This is a genomic window from Pseudomonas sp. MF6394 (assembly GCF_002018845.1).
Lineage (GTDB): Bacteria > Pseudomonadota > Gammaproteobacteria > Pseudomonadales > Pseudomonadaceae > Aquipseudomonas > Aquipseudomonas lactis.
On sequence record NZ_MVOJ01000015.1, the window covers coordinates 40,412 to 59,720 of the forward strand.

The following is a 19,309-nucleotide window of genomic DNA, read 5'->3' on the forward strand; positions in this document are numbered from 1 at the left end:
GTAAATGCAAAGTCGTTGGGGAATTATGCACGGTACTCAAACCCTGCCTGTCGGACCTGTCCGAGATGGCGCTTTGGATCTGCTCAAGTGGCTGGCGCTGTTGAGTATGGTGCTCGATCATCTGCGCTATGTGGGACTGAGCCTGGATGGGCTATACGTGCCGGGGCGCCTGGCGTTTCCGTGGTTTTGCCTGGCGATTGCGGCCAATTTGCATCGCGTCCGTTACGCCCCGGTGACCGGCCATTGGCGCTACTTGGGTTGGTTGCTGCTGTTCAGCGTGATCAGCGAGGTGCCGTATCGGATGTTCATCGAAGATGCCGATACCTTGAACGTGTTGCCGACCTTGGCGCTGGGCTTAATGGTTGCCCGAGGTTGGCAGCAAAAGGCGTTGGTTGATCGAGGATTGGCGCTGATCGCCGTCACAATGGCGGCCGTGTTCTCACACCAGTTGATGTTCGGTTTCTTTGGTGTATTGCTGCCGCTGGCGATATTGCTGGTGTTTCGCCGGCCCTGGTATTTCAGCGGGCTGCCGGGTTTAGTCTGTGTCGCCGCCAATCAGTGGCAGATTCTGCTCAATAGCGGCACGCCTGTGGCGTTGTTGGGGTTGGCTGCATGTCTGAGTGCGCCGCTGGCTGGGTTGATCTTACTACGGCACGCCCGGAGCGCTGCGCCACCAGCAATGCGCCGCTGGGCCTATGCCCTTTATCCGCTTCACTTCCTCCTGCTGCTGCTCCTTCGCAAGCTCATCGCCTAACCCTCCTGTAGGAGCGAGCGTGCTCGCGAAAAACGTCAACGATTACGCGTGCTTACTGAATAAACACTGCGCCCATGAGTTTTTCGCGAGCAAGCTCACTCCTTCAAATTGTCAGGCCTGCCAATATCATTCGTTCGGCCATGTCGTAAACGCACCTTTGCGTGGCGTGCGCAGGCATTTGGCCCGCACGCGCCAGCCCTACCATCGCATCAAAGGGCCCTGCGAGGGCCTCAACAATACGAAAGGCTGGGAGAGACGCGATGTTCAGCAAACAAGACCAGATCCAGGGATATGACGACGCACTGCTGGCGGCGATGAATGCCGAGGAGCAGCGCCAGGAAGATCATATCGAGCTGATCGCGTCGGAGAACTACACCAGCAAGCGCGTGATGGAAGCTCAAGGCAGTGGCCTTACCAACAAATACGCCGAAGGCTACCCGGGCAAGCGCTACTACGGCGGCTGCGAACATGTGGACAAGGTCGAAGCCCTGGCCATCGAACGCGCCAAGCAGCTGTTCGGTGCCGATTACGCCAACGTGCAACCGCACTCCGGTTCCTCCGCCAACAGCGCCGTGTACCTGGCGCTGATCAATGCCGGCGACACCATTCTGGGCATGAGCCTGGCCCACGGCGGTCACCTGACCCACGGCGCCAAAGTGTCGTCCTCGGGCAAGCTGTATAACGCGGTGCAGTACGGCATCAACACCGACACCGGCCTGATCGACTACGACGAAGTCGAGCGCCTGGCGGTCGAGCACAAGCCGAAGATGGTCGTGGCAGGTTTCTCGGCCTACTCCAAGACCCTGGATTTCCCGCGCTTTCGTCAGATCGCCGACAAGGTCGGCGCGCTGCTGTTCGTCGACATGGCCCACGTCGCCGGCCTGGTCGCCGCTGGCCTGTACCCGAACCCGCTGCCTTACGCCGACGTGGTCACCACCACCACCCACAAGACCCTGCGCGGTCCACGGGGCGGTTTGATCCTGGCCAAGGCCAACGAAGAAATCGAAAAGAAACTCAACGCTGCGGTATTCCCCGGCGCCCAGGGCGGCCCGCTGATGCACGTGATCGCTGGCAAGGCCGTGTGCTTCAAGGAAGCGCTGGAGCCCGGCTTCAAGGCTTACCAGCAGCAAGTGATCGATAACGCCCAGGCCATGGCCGAAGTGTTCATCAAGCGTGGCTATGATGTGGTCTCCGGCGGCACCGACAACCACCTGTTCCTGGTCAGCCTGATCCGCCAGGGCCTCACCGGCAAAGAGGCGGACGCCGCCTTGGGTCGCGCCCACATCACCGTCAACAAGAACGCGGTGCCGAATGACCCGCAGTCGCCGTTCGTAACCTCGGGCCTGCGCATCGGCACCCCGGCGGTGACCACCCGTGGCTTCAAAGTGCCGCAGTGCGTCGAGCTGGCCGGCTGGATCTGCGACATCCTCGACAACCTCGGCGACGCCGACGTCGAGGCCAACGTGGCCAAGCACGTGTCTGCCCTGTGCGCTGATTTCCCGGTTTATCGCTGAGCGCGGTTTTGGAGTAATGACTATGCAACGCTACTCAGGCTTCGGCCTCTTCAAGCACTCCCTCAGCCATCACGAAAACTGGCAGAAGATGTGGCGCACGCCGACCCCTAAAAAGGTCTACGACGTGGTCATCGTCGGCGGCGGCGGGCATGGTCTGGCGACCGCTTACTACCTGGCCAAGGAACACGGCATCACCAACGTGGCGGTGGTCGAGAAAGGCTGGCTGGGCGGCGGTAACACCGCGCGCAACACCACCATCGTGCGTTCCAACTACCTGTGGGACGAGTCGGCGCACCTGTACGAACACGCCATGAAACTCTGGGAAGGTTTGTCCCAGGACCTGAACTACAACGTGATGTTCTCCCAGCGTGGCGTGTACAACCTGTGCCACACCCTGCAGGACATCCGTGACTCCGAACGCCGCGTGAGCGCCAACCGCCTCAACGGTGTGGACGGCGAGCTGCTGAATGCCCAGCAAGTGGCCGACGAAATCCCGTATCTGGATTGCTCCAAGAACACCCGTTACCCCGTGCTCGGCGCCACCGTGCAACGTCGCGGCGGCGTGGCCCGTCACGATGCCGTGGCCTGGGGCTTTGCTCGCGCTGCCGACGCCTTGGGCGTGGACCTGATCCAGCAGACCGAAGTGATCGGGTTCCGCAAGGAAAACGGCGTGTGCATCGGTGTGGAAACCAACAAGGGCTTTATCGGCGCCAAGCGCGTGGGTGTGGTCACTGCCGGTAACTCCGGGCACATGGCCTCGCTGGCGGGCTTTCGCCTGCCGATCGAATCCCACCCGCTGCAAGCGTTGGTGTCGGAGCCGATCAAGCCGATTATCGACAGCGTGATCATGTCCAACGCGGTGCACGGTTACATCAGCCAGTCCGACAAGGGCGACCTGGTGATCGGCGCCGGTATCGACGGCTACAACGGTTACGGCCAGCGCGGTTCGTACCCGGTGATCGAGCACACCATCCAGGCCATCGTCGAGATGTTCCCGGTGCTGTCACGGGTGCGCATGAACCGCCAGTGGGGCGGCATCGTCGACACCACGCCGGATGCCTGCCCGATCATCTCCAAAACCCCGGTACCGAACATGTTCTTCAACTGCGGTTGGGGTACGGGCGGCTTCAAGGCCACCCCAGGCTCAGGCAACGTGTTTGCCGCCAGCCTGGCCAAGGGTGAAATGCACCCACTGGCCGCACCTTTTTCCATCGACCGTTTCCACAACGGTGCGTTGATCGACGAACACGGCGCTGCGGCCGTCGCCCACTAACAGGAGAAATTCCCTATGTTGCATATCTTCTGTCCTCACTGTGGCGAACTGCGCTCCGAAGAGGAATTCCACGCGTCCGGCCAAGCGCACATCCCGCGCCCGCTAGACCCGAATGCTTGCACCGACGAGCAGTGGGGCGACTACATGTTCTTTCGCGATAACCCGCGCGGCCTGCACCACGAACTGTGGATCCATGCCGCCGGTTGCCGCCAGTATTTCAACGCCACCCGCGACACCGTCACCTACGAAATTCTTGAAACCTACAAGATCGGTGAGAAGCCTCAGTTCACCGCCAAGGCCTCTGGAGAGAAGGTATGAGCCAGATCAATCGCCTGTCCAACGGTGGCCGCATCGACCGTAATAAAGTCCTGACGTTTACGTTCAACGGTCAGAGCTACAAAGGCTTTGAAGGCGACACCCTGGCCGCAGCCCTGCTGGCCAACGGCGTCGACATCATTGGCCGCAGCTTCAAGTACTCGCGCCCACGGGGCATCTTTGCCGCAGGCGCCGAAGAGCCGAACGCGGTGCTGCAGATCGGCGCCACCGAAGCCACGCAGATCCCCAACGTGCGCGCCACCCAACAGGCGCTGTACCAGGGCTTGGTTGCTACCAGCACCAACGGCTGGCCGAGCGTGAACAACGACATGATGGGCATTCTCGGCAAGGTCGGCGGCAAGCTGATGCCGCCGGGCTTCTACTACAAAACCTTCATGTACCCGCAATCGTTCTGGATGACCTACGAGAAGTACATCCGCAAGGCGGCGGGCCTTGGCCGTTCGCCCACCGAGAACGATCCGGACACCTACGACAACTTCAACCGTCATTGCGACGTGCTGGTGGTCGGTGCAGGCCCATCCGGCTTGGCAGCGGCACTGGCGGCGGCGCGCAGCGGTGCCCGCGTGATCATCGCCGACGAGCAAGAGGAATTTGGTGGCTCACTGCTTGATTCCCGTGAAAGCCTCGACGGCAAGCCCGCCACTGAATGGGTCGCCGGCGTCATTGCCGAATTGAAAGCCCTGCCGGACGTGGTGCTGCTGCCCCGCGCCACCGTCAACGGCTACCACGACCATAACTTCCTGACCATTCACGAACGCCTGACCGACCACCTGGGTGACCGTGCGCCGATTGGCGTGGTGCGTCAGCGTATCCACCGCGTACGTGCCAAGCGGGTGGTGCTGGCTACTGGTGCGTGCGAGCGTCCGCTGGTGTACGGCAACAACGATGTGCCGGGCAATATGCTCGCAGGTGCGGTGTCAACCTACGTGCGTCGTTATGGCGTGGCACCGGGTAAAAAGCTGGTGCTGTCGACCAACAACGACCATGCCTACCGCGTAGCGCTGGACTGGTTCGATGCGGGCCTCACCGTTGTCGCGGTGGCCGATGCGCGTCACAACCCACGCGGTGCACTGGTGGAAGAAGCCCGCGCCAAAGGCATTCGCATCCTCACCGGCAGTGCCGTGATCGAGGCCCGTGGCAGTAAGCACGTGACCGGCGCTCGCGTGGCAGCCATCGACGTCAAGGCGCATAAAGTCACCAGCCCCGGCGAGTGGCTGGACTGCGACCTGGTCGCCAGCTCCGGCGGTTACAGCCCGGTGGTGCACCTGGCCTCGCACCTGGGCGGCAAGCCGACCTGGCGTGAAGATATTCTCGGGTTTGTACCGGGCGAAGCACCGCAAAAACGCGTGTGCGTGGGCGGCATCAACGGTGTCTACGGCCTTGGCGATTCCCTCGCCGATGGCTTTGAAGGCGGCGTGCGTGCGGCCAGCGAAGCCGGTTTTGCCCCGGTTGAAGGCACGCTGCCAAAAGCCTTGAGCCGTCTGGAAGAACCAACCCTGGCGCTGTTCCAGGTGCCCCACGAAAAAGCCACTGCACGGGCGCCCAAGCAATTTGTCGACCTGCAGAATGACGTGACCGCCGCCGCCATCGAACTGGCCACCCGCGAAGGTTTCGAGTCGGTGGAGCACGTCAAACGCTACACCGCGCTGGGCTTCGGCACCGACCAGGGCAAGCTGGGTAACGTCAACGGCCTGGCCATCGCGGCCCGTTCGCTGAACGTGACCATCCCGCAGATGGGCACCACCATGTTCCGTCCCAACTACACGCCGGTCACGTTCGGCGCCGTGGCGGGCCGTCACTGTGGGCATATCTTCGAGCCGGTACGCTACACCGCGCTGCAAGCCTGGCACGTCAAGAACGGCGCCGAGTTTGAAGACGTCGGCCAGTGGAAACGCCCGTGGTATTTCCCGCGTAACGGTGAAGACCTGCACGCCGCGGTGAAACGCGAATGCCTGGCGGTGCGTGACAGCGTCGGCCTGCTGGACGCCTCCACCCTCGGCAAGATCGACATTCAGGGCCCGGATGCCCGCGAGTTCCTCAACCGCATCTACACCAACGCCTGGACCAAGCTCGACGTGGGCAAGGCGCGCTACGGCCTGATGTGCAAGGAAGATGGCATGGTCTTCGACGACGGCGTGACTGCCTGTCTGGCCGACAACCACTTCCTGATGACCACCACCACTGGCGGTGCTGCCCGCGTGTTGCAGTGGCTGGAAATCTACCAGCAGACCGAATGGCCGGACCTCAAGGTGTACTTCACCTCGGTCACCGACCATTGGGCAACCATGACCTTGTCGGGCCCCAACAGCCGCAAGCTGCTCAGTGAAGTCACCGACATCGACCTGGACAAGGACGGCTTCCCGTTCATGACCTGGAAAGAAGGCCTGGTGGGCGGCGTGCCGGCGCGGGTGTTCCGTATCTCGTTTACCGGTGAGCTGTCGTATGAAGTCAACGTGCAAGCCGACTACGCCATGGGCGTGCTGGAAAAAATCGTCGAGGCCGGCAAAAAGTACAACCTGACCCCGTACGGCACCGAGACCATGCACGTCCTGCGCGCCGAGAAGGGCTTCATCATCGTCGGGCAAGACACCGACGGCTCGATGACCCCGGACGACCTGAACATGGGCTGGTGCGTTGGCCGTACCAAACCGTTCTCGTGGATTGGCTGGCGCGGGATGAACCGTGAAGACTGCGTGCGCGAAGAGCGCAAGCAGTTGGTGGGGCTCAAGCCGATCGATCCGAATGTGTGGCTGCCGGAAGGCGCGCAGTTGGTGTTCGATCCGAAGCAGACGATCCCGATGAAGATGGTGGGGCACGTTACCTCAAGTTATGCGCATAACTCCCTGGGCTATTCGTTTGCCATGGGTGTGGTGAAGGGCGGCTTGAAGCGCATCGGCGAGCGAGTGTTCTCGCCGCAAGCGGATGGCAGCGTGATCGAGGCCGAGATTGTTTCATCGGTGTTCTTTGACCCGAAAGGCGATCGCCAGAACATCTGATCGACCGAGTCGCCTGCATCGCAGGCAAGCCGGCTCCCACATTTGGAATGTATTGTCCTGTGGGAACCGGGCTTGCCCGCGATGAGGCCAGAACAGTCACCACAGAATTCAGAACAGGTGCTTTATGACAGCAGCCAATGTTTACCAACAACGCCCCACCACCGGTGCCAAGGCCGAGTCGTCGCTGCACCATGCCGACCTCGCCAGCCTGGTGGGCAAGGGCCGCAAGAACGCCGGCGTGACCGTGCGTGAAAAGAAACTCCTCGGCCACCTGACTATCCGTGGCGATGGCCACGACGCCGCCTTCGCCGCTGGCGTACACAAGGCGGTTGGCATCGAACTGCCCGGCCCCTTGAGCGTGGTCGTCAACGGTGAAACCAGCCTGCAGTGGCTCGGCCCGGATGAGTGGCTGTTGATCGTGCCGAGCGGTGAAGAGTTTGCCGCCGAGCAAAATCTGCGCGCTGCCCTGGGCGACCTGCATATCCAGATCGTCAACGTCAGCGGCGGCCAGCAGATTCTTGAACTGAGCGGCCCGAATGTGCGCGACGTGCTGATGAAGTCCACCAGCTACGACGTGCACCCCAACAACTTCCCGGTCGGCAAGGCCGTGGGTACGGTGTTTGCCAAGTCGCAACTGGTGATCCGTCATACCAGCGACGACACCTGGGAGCTGCTGATCCGTCGCAGCTTCTCGGATTACTGGTGGTTGTGGCTGCAGGATGCCTCGGCCGAATTCGGCCTGAGCGTCCAAGCCTGACATGGCGCTCACGCTGTCTCACCCCTTCACTGTAGGAGCGAGCTTGCTCGCGAAAAACTCAAAGACGCCGCGTTCATTCAGCATGCACGCATCATCGTTGGCGTTCTTCGCGAGCAAGCTCGCTCCTACAGTCGATAGCGTTGTTTGAGGAGTTATTCGTAATGAGCCGCGCCCCTGATACATGGATTTTGACCGCCGACTGCCCCAGCGTGCTCGGCACGGTGGACGCGGTCACCCGCTATCTGTTCGAACAGGGCTGCTACGTCACCGAGCACCATTCGTTCGATGACCGCCTTTCGGGCCGGTTTTTCATTCGTGTGGAGTTTCGCCAGCCCGATGGCTTCGACGAGCAAGCCTTTCGCGCAGGCCTGGCGAGCCGTGGCGAAGCGTTTGGCATGATCTTCGAACTGACGGCGCCGAACTACCGGCCCAAAGTGGTGATCATGGTCTCCAAGGCCGATCACTGCCTCAACGACCTGCTGTATCGCCAGCGCATCGGCCAGTTGTCGATGGATGTGGTCGCGGTGGTGTCCAACCACCCTGATCTGAAGCCGTTGGCCGACTGGCACCAGATTCCCTACTACCATTTCCCCCTGGACCCCAACGACAAACCGTCCCAGGAGCGTCAGGTGTGGCAGGTGATTGAAGACACCGGCGCCGAATTGGTGATCCTTGCGCGCTACATGCAAGTGCTGTCACCGGAGCTGTGCCGCAAGCTGGACGGCAAGGCCATCAATATTCATCACTCGTTGCTGCCGGGCTTCAAGGGCGCCAAGCCGTATCACCAGGCGTACAACAAGGGCGTGAAACTGGTGGGCGCCACGGCGCATTACATCAACAACGATCTGGATGAAGGGCCGATCATCGCCCAAGGCGTGGAAGTGGTGGATCACAGCCACTATCCCGAAGACTTGATTGCCAAGGGGCGCGATATCGAAGGGCTCACATTGGCGCGGGCGGTGGGGTATCACATCGAGCGGCGGGTGTTTTTGAATGCCAATCGCACCGTCGTTCTCTAGATCGCTATCGCAGGCAAGCCAGCTCCCACATTCCTGGATGTGTGAACCCGATCCACGGTGGGAGCTGGCTTGCCTGCGATGAGGCCCTTACAAGCAACACAAGAAACAGCATCTGTACCCGAGCACTTAACGCGCTGCCCCAAGGGCAACGCAGTTCCATAAAAACAACAGCGAGGTGAAAGCATGTCTGGTAATCGTGGTGTCGTGTATCTCGGCAACGGCAAGGTCGAAGTACAGAAAATCGACTATCCCAAAATGCAGGACCCCCGTGGCAGGAAGATTGAGCACGGCGTCATCCTGCGCGTGGTCTCCACCAACATCTGCGGCTCCGACCAACACATGGTGCGCGGCCGCACCACGGCCCAGACCGGCCTGGTGCTGGGGCATGAAATCACCGGTGAAGTGATCGAGAAGGGCAGCGACGTCGAGAACCTGAAAATCGGTGACCTGGTGTCTGTGCCCTTCAACGTGGCGTGCGGTCGCTGCCGCTCCTGCAAGGAACAACACACCGGCGTCTGCCTGACCGTCAACCCGGCCCGTGCCGGTGGTGCCTACGGCTACGTGGACATGGGCGACTGGACCGGCGGCCAGGCCGAGTACGTGCTGGTGCCGTATGCCGACTTCAACCTGCTGAAACTGCCGGACCGCGACAAGGCCATGGAGAAAATCCGTGACCTGACCTGCCTCTCCGACATCCTGCCCACCGGCTATCACGGCGCCGTTACGGCCGGTGTTGGCCCAGGCAGCACCGTGTACATCGCTGGCGCCGGCCCGGTCGGCCTGGCCGCTGCCGCCTCCGCTCGTTTGCTGGGTGCAGCGGTGGTGATCATCGGTGACGTCAACTCAATCCGCCTGGCCCACGCCAAGGCCCAGGGTTTTGAAGTGGTCGACCTGTCCACCGACACCCCCCTGCACGAACAAATAGCCGCGCTATTGGGCGAGCCCGAAGTGGACTGCGCCGTTGACTGCGTGGGCTTTGAAGCACGCGGCCACGGCCACGATGGCGTCAAGGCCGAAGCCCCGGCCACGGTGCTCAACTCGCTGATGGGCGTGGTGCGCGTGGCGGGCAAGATCGGTATCCCAGGCCTGTATGTGACCGAGGACCCAGGTGCTGTCGATGCCGCCGCGAAAATGGGTAGCCTGAGCATTCGCTTTGGCCTGGGCTGGGCCAAATCCCACAGCTTCCACACCGGGCAGACGCCGGTGATGAAATACAACCGCCAACTGATGCAGGCGATCATGTGGGACCGTATCAACATTGCCGAGATCGTCGGCGTGCAGGTGATCAGCCTGGATGACGCGCCACGCGGGTATGGCGAGTTCGATGCGGGTGTGCCGAAGAAGTTTGTGATTGATCCGCATAGTTTGTTTAGTGCAGCTTGAGTTCAAGATAAAAAGGGCGGCCAACGGCCGCCCTGCTGCATTATTTGAAAGCTAGAACTTTCTTAGTGAGGTAGCGCGCGTTTAGCGGCTTTGAATTCTCCACGCAACAACCCATGCTTAGAGGTCTGGCAGTCGTATTTATTTAAAAGAGCAACTTGTATGGGTGCAGTACTTGTTGATCGTGCCGGCTGTATTAGTGGTGGTTTCATTTTCCCAAGTGCCAGCATCCGGTTTAGGTAGCTCGCCGACACGTTTGACCAGTCGGATTCGAGCGTCATCTCCCGCGCCAACATAATCACATCTGATGTAGGCGACAGTTGTGCCCGGACTTTCTGTTTCATTGGGATCCTCCGATCCCTCTGTGCTTGAAATTACCCGTTGCGCCAGTGTGACCCTGTCAAAGTGTAGCCCTGCATTCAGGTAAGACTTATCTGCGTCGGGTGCGCCGGGCTGATTGGAGCCTTTCCAATTACCAAACTGGTATTTGTAGGTTCCGTTGTCCAGGGAGCCATTGACCTGACTTAGATCTGGACAGCTTTCCGCCGACGCGTAAGTGGTTCCAAGTAACGCAGCCAGCGATATAAAACCTGACAGGCAGAAGAGGCTCAGAGAAGGCTGTTTTTTGAATGTTGAAGGGTTCGTCCTTGTTTGCTCCAGTGCTTGAAGGAGTCTCCATCATCAATATTTAATTTGATATGAGCTACTGTGAATGTTGACAGGTTTTTAGATTCATTTTTTATGCGGTCTATAATCAATTTGAATAAGTATTCAAGATGTCTGATCGTGTGGTGGGCGATTTACAGGTGACGTTGGAGCGGGCAAGCCCGCTCCGACAGTTTGATCCGAGTTTGCGTAGCCGAGGATTAGCGAATTGCCAGTGCCCCTTGATACACCGTAGGGCCGGTTGGCTGCTTACTCACTGAGCCACCTTTGGTTTCAGAACTTACCATCAACTCCACGGGTTGTTTGATGGTTTCCTGCTGGCGCGGATTCAGGCCAATGATACCTTTGCCATCCTCGGGCAACAGGCCAAGGGACACCGGTGTGCCGTCTTTGGGAATCGCCCAGAGTTCAAGGCTTTGGTCCGGTGCTGGCGCCGTGGAGGCAATCGGTTCTACTTCCAGGTAATCCTTGTGGGCCATGATCTGTGCGGCTGGCTGCTGGGTCGTGGTCACCAACGTTGCCGCGGATTTGACGCTGTCCTGGGTGTAGAGCGCGCCGCCGATACCGGCAACCACCACCACGCAGGCGCCGATGAACAGGCGAGGGCGGCTCCAGAACGCAGGCTTGTGCTCAATCACTGGGGGTTGGATCGCAGTCATAAGTCTCTTCTCGACAAATTTTGTAGTCAGTTCATGGACCCGCTTATCCTCGATGGGTTCCTGAGGGGCTCCGGAACAACCGACGGGTTACCCAGTCCAACGCCTGCGTTTACCCCTATACCCAGAGGTTGTTTCGATGAAGATTTCACGCGGTTTTGCCCTGTCCTGCCTGTTGACCGTGGCCGCCGGCCCGGTGTTCGCCGCAGGTTTCAGCCTTGGCGATGCAGCCAACGCCATTTCCGGCATGCAGGGTGGCAACAACAAGGCCGCTGCCGCCGCGCCTACGTCGGAAACGGGCGGCCTGCTGAAGGCCCTGACCTCGCAATTGAACATCACCCCCGAGCAAGCGGTGGGCGGCACGGGTGCCATGCTGGGTCTGGCCAAGAACAAACTCAGCGGCAACGACTTCTCGCAGTTGAGTAGCAGTGTGCCGGGCCTCGAGCAGCTGTCGGGTAATAACGCGTTGGGCAGCCTCGGTGCCTTGAGCGGGATGCTCGGCCAAACCGGCGGCAGCAAAACCAGCGGCCTGGACGGCCTGCTGGGCAATGTGAAAAGCACCAATGACTTGAACACCGCCTTCAGCGCTCTGGGCATGGACAGCGGCATGGTCGGCCAGTTTGCCCCGGTGATTTTGCAATACCTGGGCGGCGCGGGTGCCAGCAACTCCGTGCTGGGCAAATTGGCTCAGGCGTGGGGCACCGGCAGCTAAAGAGGCTCCTCGCGCAGTTGTTCGATGCGCGCATCCTTTTCCATCCAGAGCTGGTTGACCCAGTTCTGGACGGTCTGGCGAAACGCCGGATCATTCTCGTAATCCCCTTGCCACAACGCCGGGTCCAGCTCGCGGGTGCGGATATCCACGATCACCGTCGGCACCGCGCCGCTGATCAAGTCCCAGAACCCCGGAATCTTTTGCTGCGGGTACACCACGGTCACGTCGAGGATCGCGTCCAACTGTTCGCCCATCGCCGCCAGCACAAAGGCCACACCGCCCGCCTTGGGCTTGAGCAACCGGTTATACGGTGAAGCCTGTTGCGTGCGTTTGGCCTCGTTGAACCGCGTGCCCTCCAGGTAATTGACCACGGTGACCGGCTGGCGCTTGAACAGCTCGCACGCTTGCTTGGTGATCTTCAAATCCTGCCCCGCCAGCTCCGGGTGCTTGGCCAGGAACGCCTTGGTGTAGCGCTTCATGAAGGGGTAATCCAACGCCCACCAGGCCAGGCCGAGAAAGGGCACCCAGATCAGTTCTTTTTTCAGGAAGAACTTGAAGAACGGTGTGCGCCGGTTCAATGCCTGGATCAGTGCGGGAATGTCGACCCAGGATTGGTGGTTGCTGATCACCAGGTAAGAGGTATCGCCGCGCAGGTCCTCGCCACCGCGAATATCCCATTGGGTGGGGATGCACGCGGCGAAGATCAGCTTGTCGATCTCGGCCCAGGTCTCGGCGATCCACATCACCGCCCATGAGGCATAGTCACGCGAGCGCCCTGGCGCCACCAGCTTGAGCAGGGCGAAGACCATCAAGGGGCCGATCAGGATCAGCGTGTTGAGTAACAGCAGCAGTGTAACCAGACAGCCGGTGAGCAGGCGGCGCATAAGCAACTCTTGGAATTCTGTGGGCGGGCCATGATAAGCAAGGTGAGTCTAGAGGCCAAATCGCAAAATGCCCGACGAATGTTTCACACTGTGCGCGATATGCTCGGTCATCCAACTAAGTGCTGTGTTTGCGGTCTAGACTCCGCCCACTTCTTTCGAGGAAATCCTGCCGTGAAATTACTCCTTGCCGCGTTCGCCCTGGTTGCTGTGCCTGTCATGGCGGCCGAGCCGACCCTTTACGGTCGCTACGAATACATCCAGTTGCCGGAGATCGGCCAGACCTTCAAGGCCAAGATGGACACCGGCGCACTGACCGCCTCGCTGTCGGCGCGTGACATCGAAACCTTTCAGCGCGACGGCGATGACTGGGTGCGCTTCCGCCTCGGCGGTGAGGACGCCAGTAACAAGGTGTATGAGCATAAGGTGTCGCGCATCAGCAAGATCAAGAGCCGCGCCGACGAAGATGATGACAAGGACGAAGCCAGCGTGGCCAAGCGCCCGGTGATCGACCTGGAAATGTGCCTGGGCGACGTCAAGCGCACCGTCGAGGTCAACCTTACTGACCGCAGCAGTTTCAACTACCCACTGCTGATTGGCGCCAAGGCCCTGCGTGAGTTTGGTGCTGCGGTAAACCCGGCGCGTCGTTACACTGCCGACAAACCGGACTGCTGATTGAGCCCATGCCGCACATCCTGATTGTCGAAGACGAAGCGGCGATAGCCGACACGCTGATCTTTGCCCTGCAAGGCGAAGGCTTCACCACCACCTGGCTGACGCTCGGCCAGGCGGCGCTGGAGCATCAGCGCCAGACCCCGGCCGACCTGGTCATCCTCGACATCGGCCTGCCGGACATCACCGGCTTTGAAACCTGCAAGCAATTGCGCCGCTTCAGCGAAGTGCCGGTGATGTTCCTCAGTGCCCGGGATGCGGAGATCGACCGCGTGGTGGGGCTGGAGATCGGCGCCGATGATTACGTGGTCAAACCTTTCAGCCCGCGGGAAGTGGCGGCGAGGGTCAGGGCGATTCTCAAGCGGGTCGGCCCGGGTGTGGCGCCGACGCTGTTCCAGGTAGATCTGGAGCGCATGCAGATTCTCTATCGCGGCCAACCCTTGAGCCTCACGCGCCATGAGTTCCGCCTGCTGCAAAGCCTGCTGGAACAACCCGAGCGTGTGTTCAGCCGCGAGCAACTGCTGGACGCGGTGGGCGTACCCTTTGATGCCGGTTACGAGCGCAATATCGACAGCCATATCAAAAGCCTGCGCAGCAAGCTTCGGAGTGTGGCGGCGGACGCCGAGCCGATCCAGACCCATCGTGGCCTTGGCTATAGCTACAGCCCGAGCCACAGCTGATGCGCCTGGGGCTGCGGATTTTCCTGGTGTATGCGCTGTTTATCGGCCTGACCGGCTACTTCGTGCTCAACACCGTGATGAAGGAAATCCGCCCCGGCGTGCGCCAGTCCACCGAAGAAACCCTGGTGGACACCGCGAACCTGTTGGCCGAGATCCTGCGCGAGGACGTGAAGAACGGCACCCTTGGCCAGAGTCATTGGCCAGCGCTGCTCAAGGCCTATGGCAACCGTCAACCGGGTGCGGTGATCTGGGGGTTGCCGAAAAACCAGGTCAACCATCGCATCTACGTGACCGACGCCAAGGGCAGGGTATTGCTCGACTCCAGCGGTGAAGCGGTGGGCCAGGACTATTCGAAATGGAACGACGTGTACCTGACCCTGCGTGGCGAATACGGTGCGCGCTCCACCCGCAGTGACGTGGACGACGCCACCTCATCGGTGATGCACGTGGGGGCGCCGATTCGCGATAACGGCCAGATTATCGGCGTGGTCACGGTAGCCAAGCCCAACAGCTCGTTGCAGCCCTACGTGGATCGCACTGAGCGGCGCCTGCTGTGGTACGGCGCCGGGCTGGTCACCCTGGGGCTGCTGCTGGGCGCGCTATTGTCGTGGTGGCTGACGGCGTCCCTCAGACGCCTTACCGCCTATGCCGAAGCCGTGAGCGAGGGCCGCCGCGCCGAGTTGCCGCATTATCGCGGCGGCGAGCTCAAGCAGTTATCCACCGCCGTGGAACACATGCGCACGCAGCTGGAAGGCAAGGCTTACGTAGAGCGCTACGTGCACACGCTGACCCATGAATTGAAAAGCCCGTTGGCGGCGATTCGCGGGGCGGCGGAGCTGTTGCAGGGCGACATGAGCCGCGAGCAGCAGCAGCGTTTTGTCGGCAATATCGACAGCGAAAGCGCGCGCCTGCAACAGTTGATCGAACGCCTGTTGAACCTGGCCCAGGTGGAGCAGCGCCAGGGTCTGGAAGAGCAGTCGAGCATTCCTTTGGCAGCGCTGGTTGAGGATGTGCTCAAGGCTCAATGTGCACGGATCGAAGGCGCCGGCTTGCACGTCGAACAGGCCATCGCCGCTGATGTGAAGGTGTTTGGCGAACCCTTCCTGCTGCGCCAGGCCTTGGGCAACCTGCTGGACAATGCCCTGGATTTCACCCCGCCCGGCGGCACGCTGAGGTTCAGTGCCCAGGTGCGGCATCACGAGGTGCAGGTCAGCCTGTTCAACCAGGCGCAGGCGATTCCCGATTACGCCTTGCCGCGCCTGAGCGAGCGCTTCTACTCGCTGCCGCGCCCGGCCAGCGGGCGCAAAAGTACGGGCCTGGGGCTCAACTTTGTCGAGGAGGTGATGAAGCTGCACGGCGGCTCGTTGCAGATCGGCAACGTACCGGGCGGCGTGCAAGCGGTGCTGCATCTCCACACAGTCTCCACATTGCCCACATAAATCCCCCATATCGGCTGGGCAGACTCTCCCCATCAAAACAGGGAGAGACCCATGAACCGCAACCTGCTTTTCAAACTGGGCGCGATTGCGCTGCTGATCCTGCTGTTGCTGATTCCATTGCTGATGATCAACGGCATCATCAGCGACCGCCAGCAACTGCGCGACGGCGTATTGATGGACATTGCCAGAAGCTCAAGCTTTGCCCAGCGCCTCACCGGGCCGGTGATGGTGGTGCCGTATCGCAAGACCGTGCGTGAGTGGAAGCTCAATGAGAAGCTCAACAAACGCTACGAAGAAACCCGTGAAGAACGCGGCCGTCTGTATTTCCTGCCGGACCGTTTTGAGCTCGACGGCAAGGTGCAAACCGAACTGCGCTCGCGGGGGATCTACCAGGCGCGGTTGTTCCATGCCGACAACCGTATCAGCGGGCGTTTCGAGTTGCCTGCGCAGTTGGGGATCACCGAAGACTTTGCAGACTACCGCTTTGAACCGGCGTTTCTGGCGGTGGGCATCAGTGATATTCGCGGCATTGAAAACGCACTGAAGCTGGAACTGGGTGAGCAGCGGCTGGAGTTCTCTCCGGGTTCCCAAGTCGATTGGCTGGGCGAGGGTGTGCATGTGACGCTGCCCGAGCAAGACAGCAAGAAACCCGCCGTGGTGGAGTTCGCCTTCGACCTGCGCCTGCAAGGCACCGAGCAACTGCAAGTGGTGCCCGTGGGCAAGACCAGCCAGGTGTCACTGGCGTCCAACTGGCCACACCCGAGCTTTATCGGCAACTTCCTGCCGGCTCAACGTGAAGTCACCGACCAGGGTTTCAGCGCCAATTGGCAGACGACATTCTTCTCCACCAACCTCGAACAAGCCCTGCAGAACTGCCTGGACGGGCAAGGCTGTGAAAACTTCAGCAACCGCAGCTTTGGCGTGAACTTCATCGACCCGGTAGACCAGTACCTCAAGAGCGACCGGGCGATTAAATATGCGCTGTTGTTTATCGCCCTGACCTTTGCCGGCTTCTTCCTCTTCGAGGTGCTCAAGAGTCTGGCGGTGCACCCGATCCAGTACGCCTTGGTGGGCGTCGCCCTGGCGTTCTTCTATCTGCTGTTGTTGTCGTTGTCCGAGCATCTGGGCTTTGCCGTGGCCTACCTGATATCCGCCAGCGCCTGTGTGCTGTTGATTGGCTTCTACGTGTGCCATGTGCTGCGCAGCGTTGCCCACGGCCTGGGGTTTTCGGCCGGGCTGGCAGCGTTGTATGGCTTGCTGTACGGGTTGCTCAGTGCCGAGGATTACGCGCTGTTGATGGGCTCGCTGTTGCTGTTTGGCCTGTTGGGCACCGTGATGGTGCTGACACGCAAGCTGGATTGGTATGGGGTGGGTAAACGCAAGGTGGAGCAAGGGCAATGATCGGACTGCGCGAAGACCAGCAAATGAAAGCGAAGATGGTCAACTTTCTCACCAACGCCACCTTCCACTGCAGGAGCGAGCTTGCTCGCGAAGAACGCAAGAACACCGCGTTTAACCAGACGACCCGCGTTATCGTTGACGATTTTCGCGAGCAAGCGCGCTCCTACAGAGACGGTTGAGTCTGCTGCATCGAAGGCCGCAGGCTGACCTCGGCGTACCAGGCGGCGAGCCTTGGGTTGTCGGTGCGCCACTGCAGATCCGGGTGGCGAAAGTCGATATAGCCCAGGGCACAGGCCACGCTGATGGCGGCGATGTCGAAGTGGCTGGCCAGTTCGGCAATGGCGTCCCGCTCCAGTTCGGCGAGGGCGCGGCGGATCTTGTTGCGCTGTTCATCTAGCCAGGGCGCCCAGTGTTTTTCTGGCGGGCGCATGGCGGTCTCGTAACGCACCAGCACGGCGGCATCCATGATGCCGTCAGCCATCGAGGCCAGGGTCAGGCGCCGCCAGCGGGCCGAGCCGTCGCGGGGGATCAGCGGGTTGCCGACATGCTGGTGGTCGAAGTAATCGAGGATCACCCGGCTGTCGTGCAGTACCGAACCGTCGGCCAGGCGCAGGGCCGGGATCTTGCCGGTGGGGTTGCCTTGCACCACATCGGCGTCCGGGGTGATGGGCGTGGGCATGCAAGCGTGCAGGGCCACGCGGTCCTGTTGGCCGGTCTCTATCAGCAGCACGCGGACTTTGCGCACGAAGGGTGACGCCGGGTTGTGGAACAAGGTCATGCTAGGCGCGGACATGGGCATTCCTCTGTAGGAGCGAGCTTGCTCGCGAATAACGCCAACGATAACGCAGCTCACCGGGTTTAACGCGGTGCTCTCGGGTTTTTCGCGAGCAAGCTCGCTCCTACAGGAGTTTGTAGACGGCAATGGTCGCGGGTATGCCTAACCCGATCCAACTCAACGAATCCCACCACCCATCCCCCAGCAGCGCTGCAAATAACCCGGCGGCACTGAGCAGGCCAATCCCCAGGGGTATGGCAAACACCTTCCAGAAATTCGACTGCCGCGGCTTCATACCCTGGCCGCCTTGCGCCGTACGATCCATAAGTAAATGCCGCTCACCAGCACGATGATGGTCAACACATCCAGCACCGCCCACAGGACCTTCATCGGCATGCCGCCGTAATCACCAAAATGCAGGGGTTGGGACATGCCCATGGCGTCCATGTACCACGGCCGTTCGGCGATGGCGGTGACGGCAAGGGTGCTGGCGTCGATCAGTACCGGTGTCAGCAAATGGGAGGTCAAGTGGGTGCTGCCCTTCATGAACACAGCGTAGTGATGTTCGCTGGAAAAGCGCGTGCCGGGGAAGGCGATAAAGTCTGGCTCCATACCCGGTGCGGCCTTGGCGGCAATGCTCAACAGCTCGGTGGCGGGTGCGCGCTGGGTCAGCGGCGGGGCGTTCTTGTAGGGTTCGATCATGGCGCTGAGGCTGTCCTGGCGCCAGGCGGCGATGATCAGGTCGGCGCAGGCGCTGATCACGCCAGTCACCCCCACCACCAGCGCCCAGGTCAAAGTGACCACGCCGATCAGGTTGTGCAGGTCGAGCCAGCGCAGGCGAGTGGACTTGTCCTGGCGCACGGTGGCGAACTTCAAGCGGCGCATGAACGGCAGGTACAACACCGTGCCCGAGATAATCGCCAGCACAAACAGAATGCCCATGAACGCCAGCAACAACTTGCCCGCCAGCCCGGCAAACATATCCACATGCAGGCGCAGCAGGAACAGGGTGAAGCCCCCATTGGCAGACGGCATTTCGACGGTTTCGCCAGTGCGGGCATCGAGCATGAAGGTGTGCGATGAGTTCGGCTCCGTGCCGGCGGTGGCCGCCATGATCGCGATCACGCCGTTGTTGTCGTCTTCGTCCCAGGCCAGGTACTGCATGGCCTCGCCGGGGCGATGGGCCTGGGCTTTGGCTACAAGCTGCTCGAGGTTGAGCCGGGGCGTATCGGCAGGCATCTGCGCCAGTTCGGGCTCATTGCCCAGCAGGTGGTCGATCTCGTGGTGAAACACCAACGGCAGGCCGGTGAGAGCGAGCAGTAGCAGGAATACGGTGCAGATCAGGCTGGTCCAGGTGTGGATGAAGGACCAGCGGCGGATGGTTTTGCTTTTCATCAC

Annotated in this window: 20 protein-coding genes; 14 read left to right on the forward strand and 6 right to left on the reverse strand. The window is 60.9% G+C overall.

Annotated elements, in window-relative coordinates:
* The first annotated feature begins 25 nt into the window (after positions 1-25).
* The 8 genes from MF6394_RS16890 (at position 26) to fdhA (ending at position 10,032) form a co-directional block, all read left to right on the forward strand.
* Positions 26-754, forward strand: coding sequence for a TraX family protein (locus MF6394_RS16890; RefSeq protein WP_069557094.1), 729 nt, complete (start codon positions 26-28; stop codon positions 752-754).
* Between the two features lie 260 nt (positions 755-1,014).
* The gene (gene glyA / locus MF6394_RS16895) at positions 1,015-2,268 is read left to right on the forward strand and encodes a serine hydroxymethyltransferase (protein WP_003194857.1); all 1,254 of its coding nucleotides are present in this window, start codon (positions 1,015-1,017) and stop codon (positions 2,266-2,268) included.
* 22 nt (positions 2,269-2,290) lie between these two features.
* Positions 2,291-3,541: a sarcosine oxidase subunit beta gene (locus MF6394_RS16900; RefSeq protein ID WP_003176546.1), complete on the forward strand. Its 1,251-nt coding sequence runs from the start codon at positions 2,291-2,293 to the stop codon at positions 3,539-3,541.
* Positions 3,542-3,556: 15 nt separating this feature from the next.
* Positions 3,557-3,859: a sarcosine oxidase subunit delta gene (locus MF6394_RS16905; protein ID WP_003194855.1), complete on the forward strand. Its 303-nt coding sequence runs from the start codon at positions 3,557-3,559 to the stop codon at positions 3,857-3,859.
* The gene (locus tag MF6394_RS16910; protein WP_044271807.1) at positions 3,856-6,873 is read left to right on the forward strand and encodes a sarcosine oxidase subunit alpha; all 3,018 of its coding nucleotides are present in this window, start codon (positions 3,856-3,858) and stop codon (positions 6,871-6,873) included. Before MF6394_RS16905 ends, MF6394_RS16910 begins: the two co-directional genes overlap by 4 nt.
* Before the next feature lie 124 nt (positions 6,874-6,997).
* A complete protein-coding gene (locus MF6394_RS16915) occupies positions 6,998-7,630 on the forward strand; it encodes a sarcosine oxidase subunit gamma (protein ID WP_047711947.1) in 633 nt (210 codons plus the stop codon).
* Positions 7,631-7,791: 161 nt separating this feature from the next.
* Complete coding sequence (purU, locus tag MF6394_RS16920; protein WP_044271799.1) at positions 7,792-8,649, forward strand: formyltetrahydrofolate deformylase; 858 nt, start codon at positions 7,792-7,794, stop codon at positions 8,647-8,649.
* Between the two features lie 183 nt (positions 8,650-8,832).
* A complete protein-coding gene (gene fdhA / locus MF6394_RS16925; protein ID WP_003194849.1) occupies positions 8,833-10,032 on the forward strand; it encodes a formaldehyde dehydrogenase, glutathione-independent in 1,200 nt (399 codons plus the stop codon).
* Positions 10,033-10,094: 62 nt separating this feature from the next.
* On the opposite strand, the gene MF6394_RS33865 is transcribed toward fdhA, so the two are convergent.
* Both MF6394_RS33865 and MF6394_RS16930 read right to left on the reverse strand, forming a co-directional pair.
* Complete coding sequence (locus tag MF6394_RS33865) at positions 10,095-10,373, reverse strand: hypothetical protein (RefSeq protein ID WP_153046017.1); 279 nt, start codon at positions 10,371-10,373, stop codon at positions 10,095-10,097.
* A 522-nt stretch (positions 10,374-10,895) separates the two neighbouring features.
* The gene (locus MF6394_RS16930; RefSeq protein ID WP_044271796.1) at positions 10,896-11,354 is read right to left on the reverse strand and encodes an anti-sigma factor domain-containing protein; all 459 of its coding nucleotides are present in this window, start codon (positions 11,352-11,354) and stop codon (positions 10,896-10,898) included.
* A 136-nt stretch (positions 11,355-11,490) separates the two neighbouring features.
* Between MF6394_RS16930 and MF6394_RS16935 the strand changes: the two genes are divergently transcribed.
* Entirely contained in the window at positions 11,491-12,063 is a 573-nt protein-coding gene (locus MF6394_RS16935) for a DUF2780 domain-containing protein (RefSeq protein WP_047711945.1), read from the forward strand.
* Here the strand turns inward: MF6394_RS16935 and MF6394_RS16940 are convergent.
* Entirely contained in the window at positions 12,060-12,947 is an 888-nt protein-coding gene (locus tag MF6394_RS16940) for an acyltransferase (RefSeq protein ID WP_044271786.1), read from the reverse strand. The genes MF6394_RS16935 and MF6394_RS16940 overlap by 4 nt on opposite strands.
* Before the next feature lie 171 nt (positions 12,948-13,118).
* On the opposite strand from MF6394_RS16940, the gene rloA2 reads away from it, so the two are divergent.
* Genes rloA2 through MF6394_RS35030 form a run of 5 tightly spaced genes read left to right on the forward strand, consistent with a single transcriptional unit; the run spans position 13,119 to position 17,315 of the window.
* The gene (rloA2, locus tag MF6394_RS16945; RefSeq protein WP_057710283.1) at positions 13,119-13,619 is read left to right on the forward strand and encodes a retropepsin-like aspartic peptidase RloA2; all 501 of its coding nucleotides are present in this window, start codon (positions 13,119-13,121) and stop codon (positions 13,617-13,619) included.
* Positions 13,620-13,627: 8 nt separating this feature from the next.
* A complete protein-coding gene (creB, locus tag MF6394_RS16950) occupies positions 13,628-14,296 on the forward strand; it encodes a two-component system response regulator CreB (RefSeq protein WP_003194839.1) in 669 nt (222 codons plus the stop codon).
* Positions 14,296-15,735: a two-component system sensor histidine kinase CreC gene (gene creC / locus MF6394_RS16955; protein WP_078467109.1), complete on the forward strand. Its 1,440-nt coding sequence runs from the start codon at positions 14,296-14,298 to the stop codon at positions 15,733-15,735. Before creB ends, creC begins: the two co-directional genes overlap by 1 nt.
* Positions 15,736-15,786: 51 nt before the next feature.
* Positions 15,787-17,136: a cell envelope integrity protein CreD gene (gene creD, locus MF6394_RS16960; protein ID WP_078467110.1), complete on the forward strand. Its 1,350-nt coding sequence runs from the start codon at positions 15,787-15,789 to the stop codon at positions 17,134-17,136.
* On the forward strand, positions 17,133-17,315 hold the full coding sequence (locus MF6394_RS35030; protein WP_161952166.1) for a hypothetical protein: 183 nt from the start codon (positions 17,133-17,135) through the stop codon (positions 17,313-17,315). Before creD ends, MF6394_RS35030 begins: the two co-directional genes overlap by 4 nt.
* On the opposite strand, the gene MF6394_RS16965 is transcribed toward MF6394_RS35030, so the two are convergent.
* From MF6394_RS16965 to MF6394_RS16970, 3 genes are all read right to left on the reverse strand, one after another.
* Positions 17,300-17,929, reverse strand: a complete 630-nt coding sequence (locus MF6394_RS16965) for a glutathione S-transferase family protein (protein WP_078467111.1) — start codon at positions 17,927-17,929, stop codon at positions 17,300-17,302. The two genes, MF6394_RS35030 and MF6394_RS16965, sit on opposite strands and share 16 nt — an antisense overlap.
* Before the next feature lie 106 nt (positions 17,930-18,035).
* Positions 18,036-18,206, reverse strand: coding sequence for a hypothetical protein (locus MF6394_RS34315; protein ID WP_177345144.1), 171 nt, complete (start codon positions 18,204-18,206; stop codon positions 18,036-18,038).
* Entirely contained in the window at positions 18,203-19,306 is a 1,104-nt protein-coding gene (locus tag MF6394_RS16970) for a PepSY-associated TM helix domain-containing protein (protein ID WP_047711941.1), read from the reverse strand. The genes MF6394_RS34315 and MF6394_RS16970 overlap by 4 nt, the downstream gene beginning before the upstream one ends.
* Between the last annotated feature and the right edge of the window lie 3 nt (positions 19,307-19,309).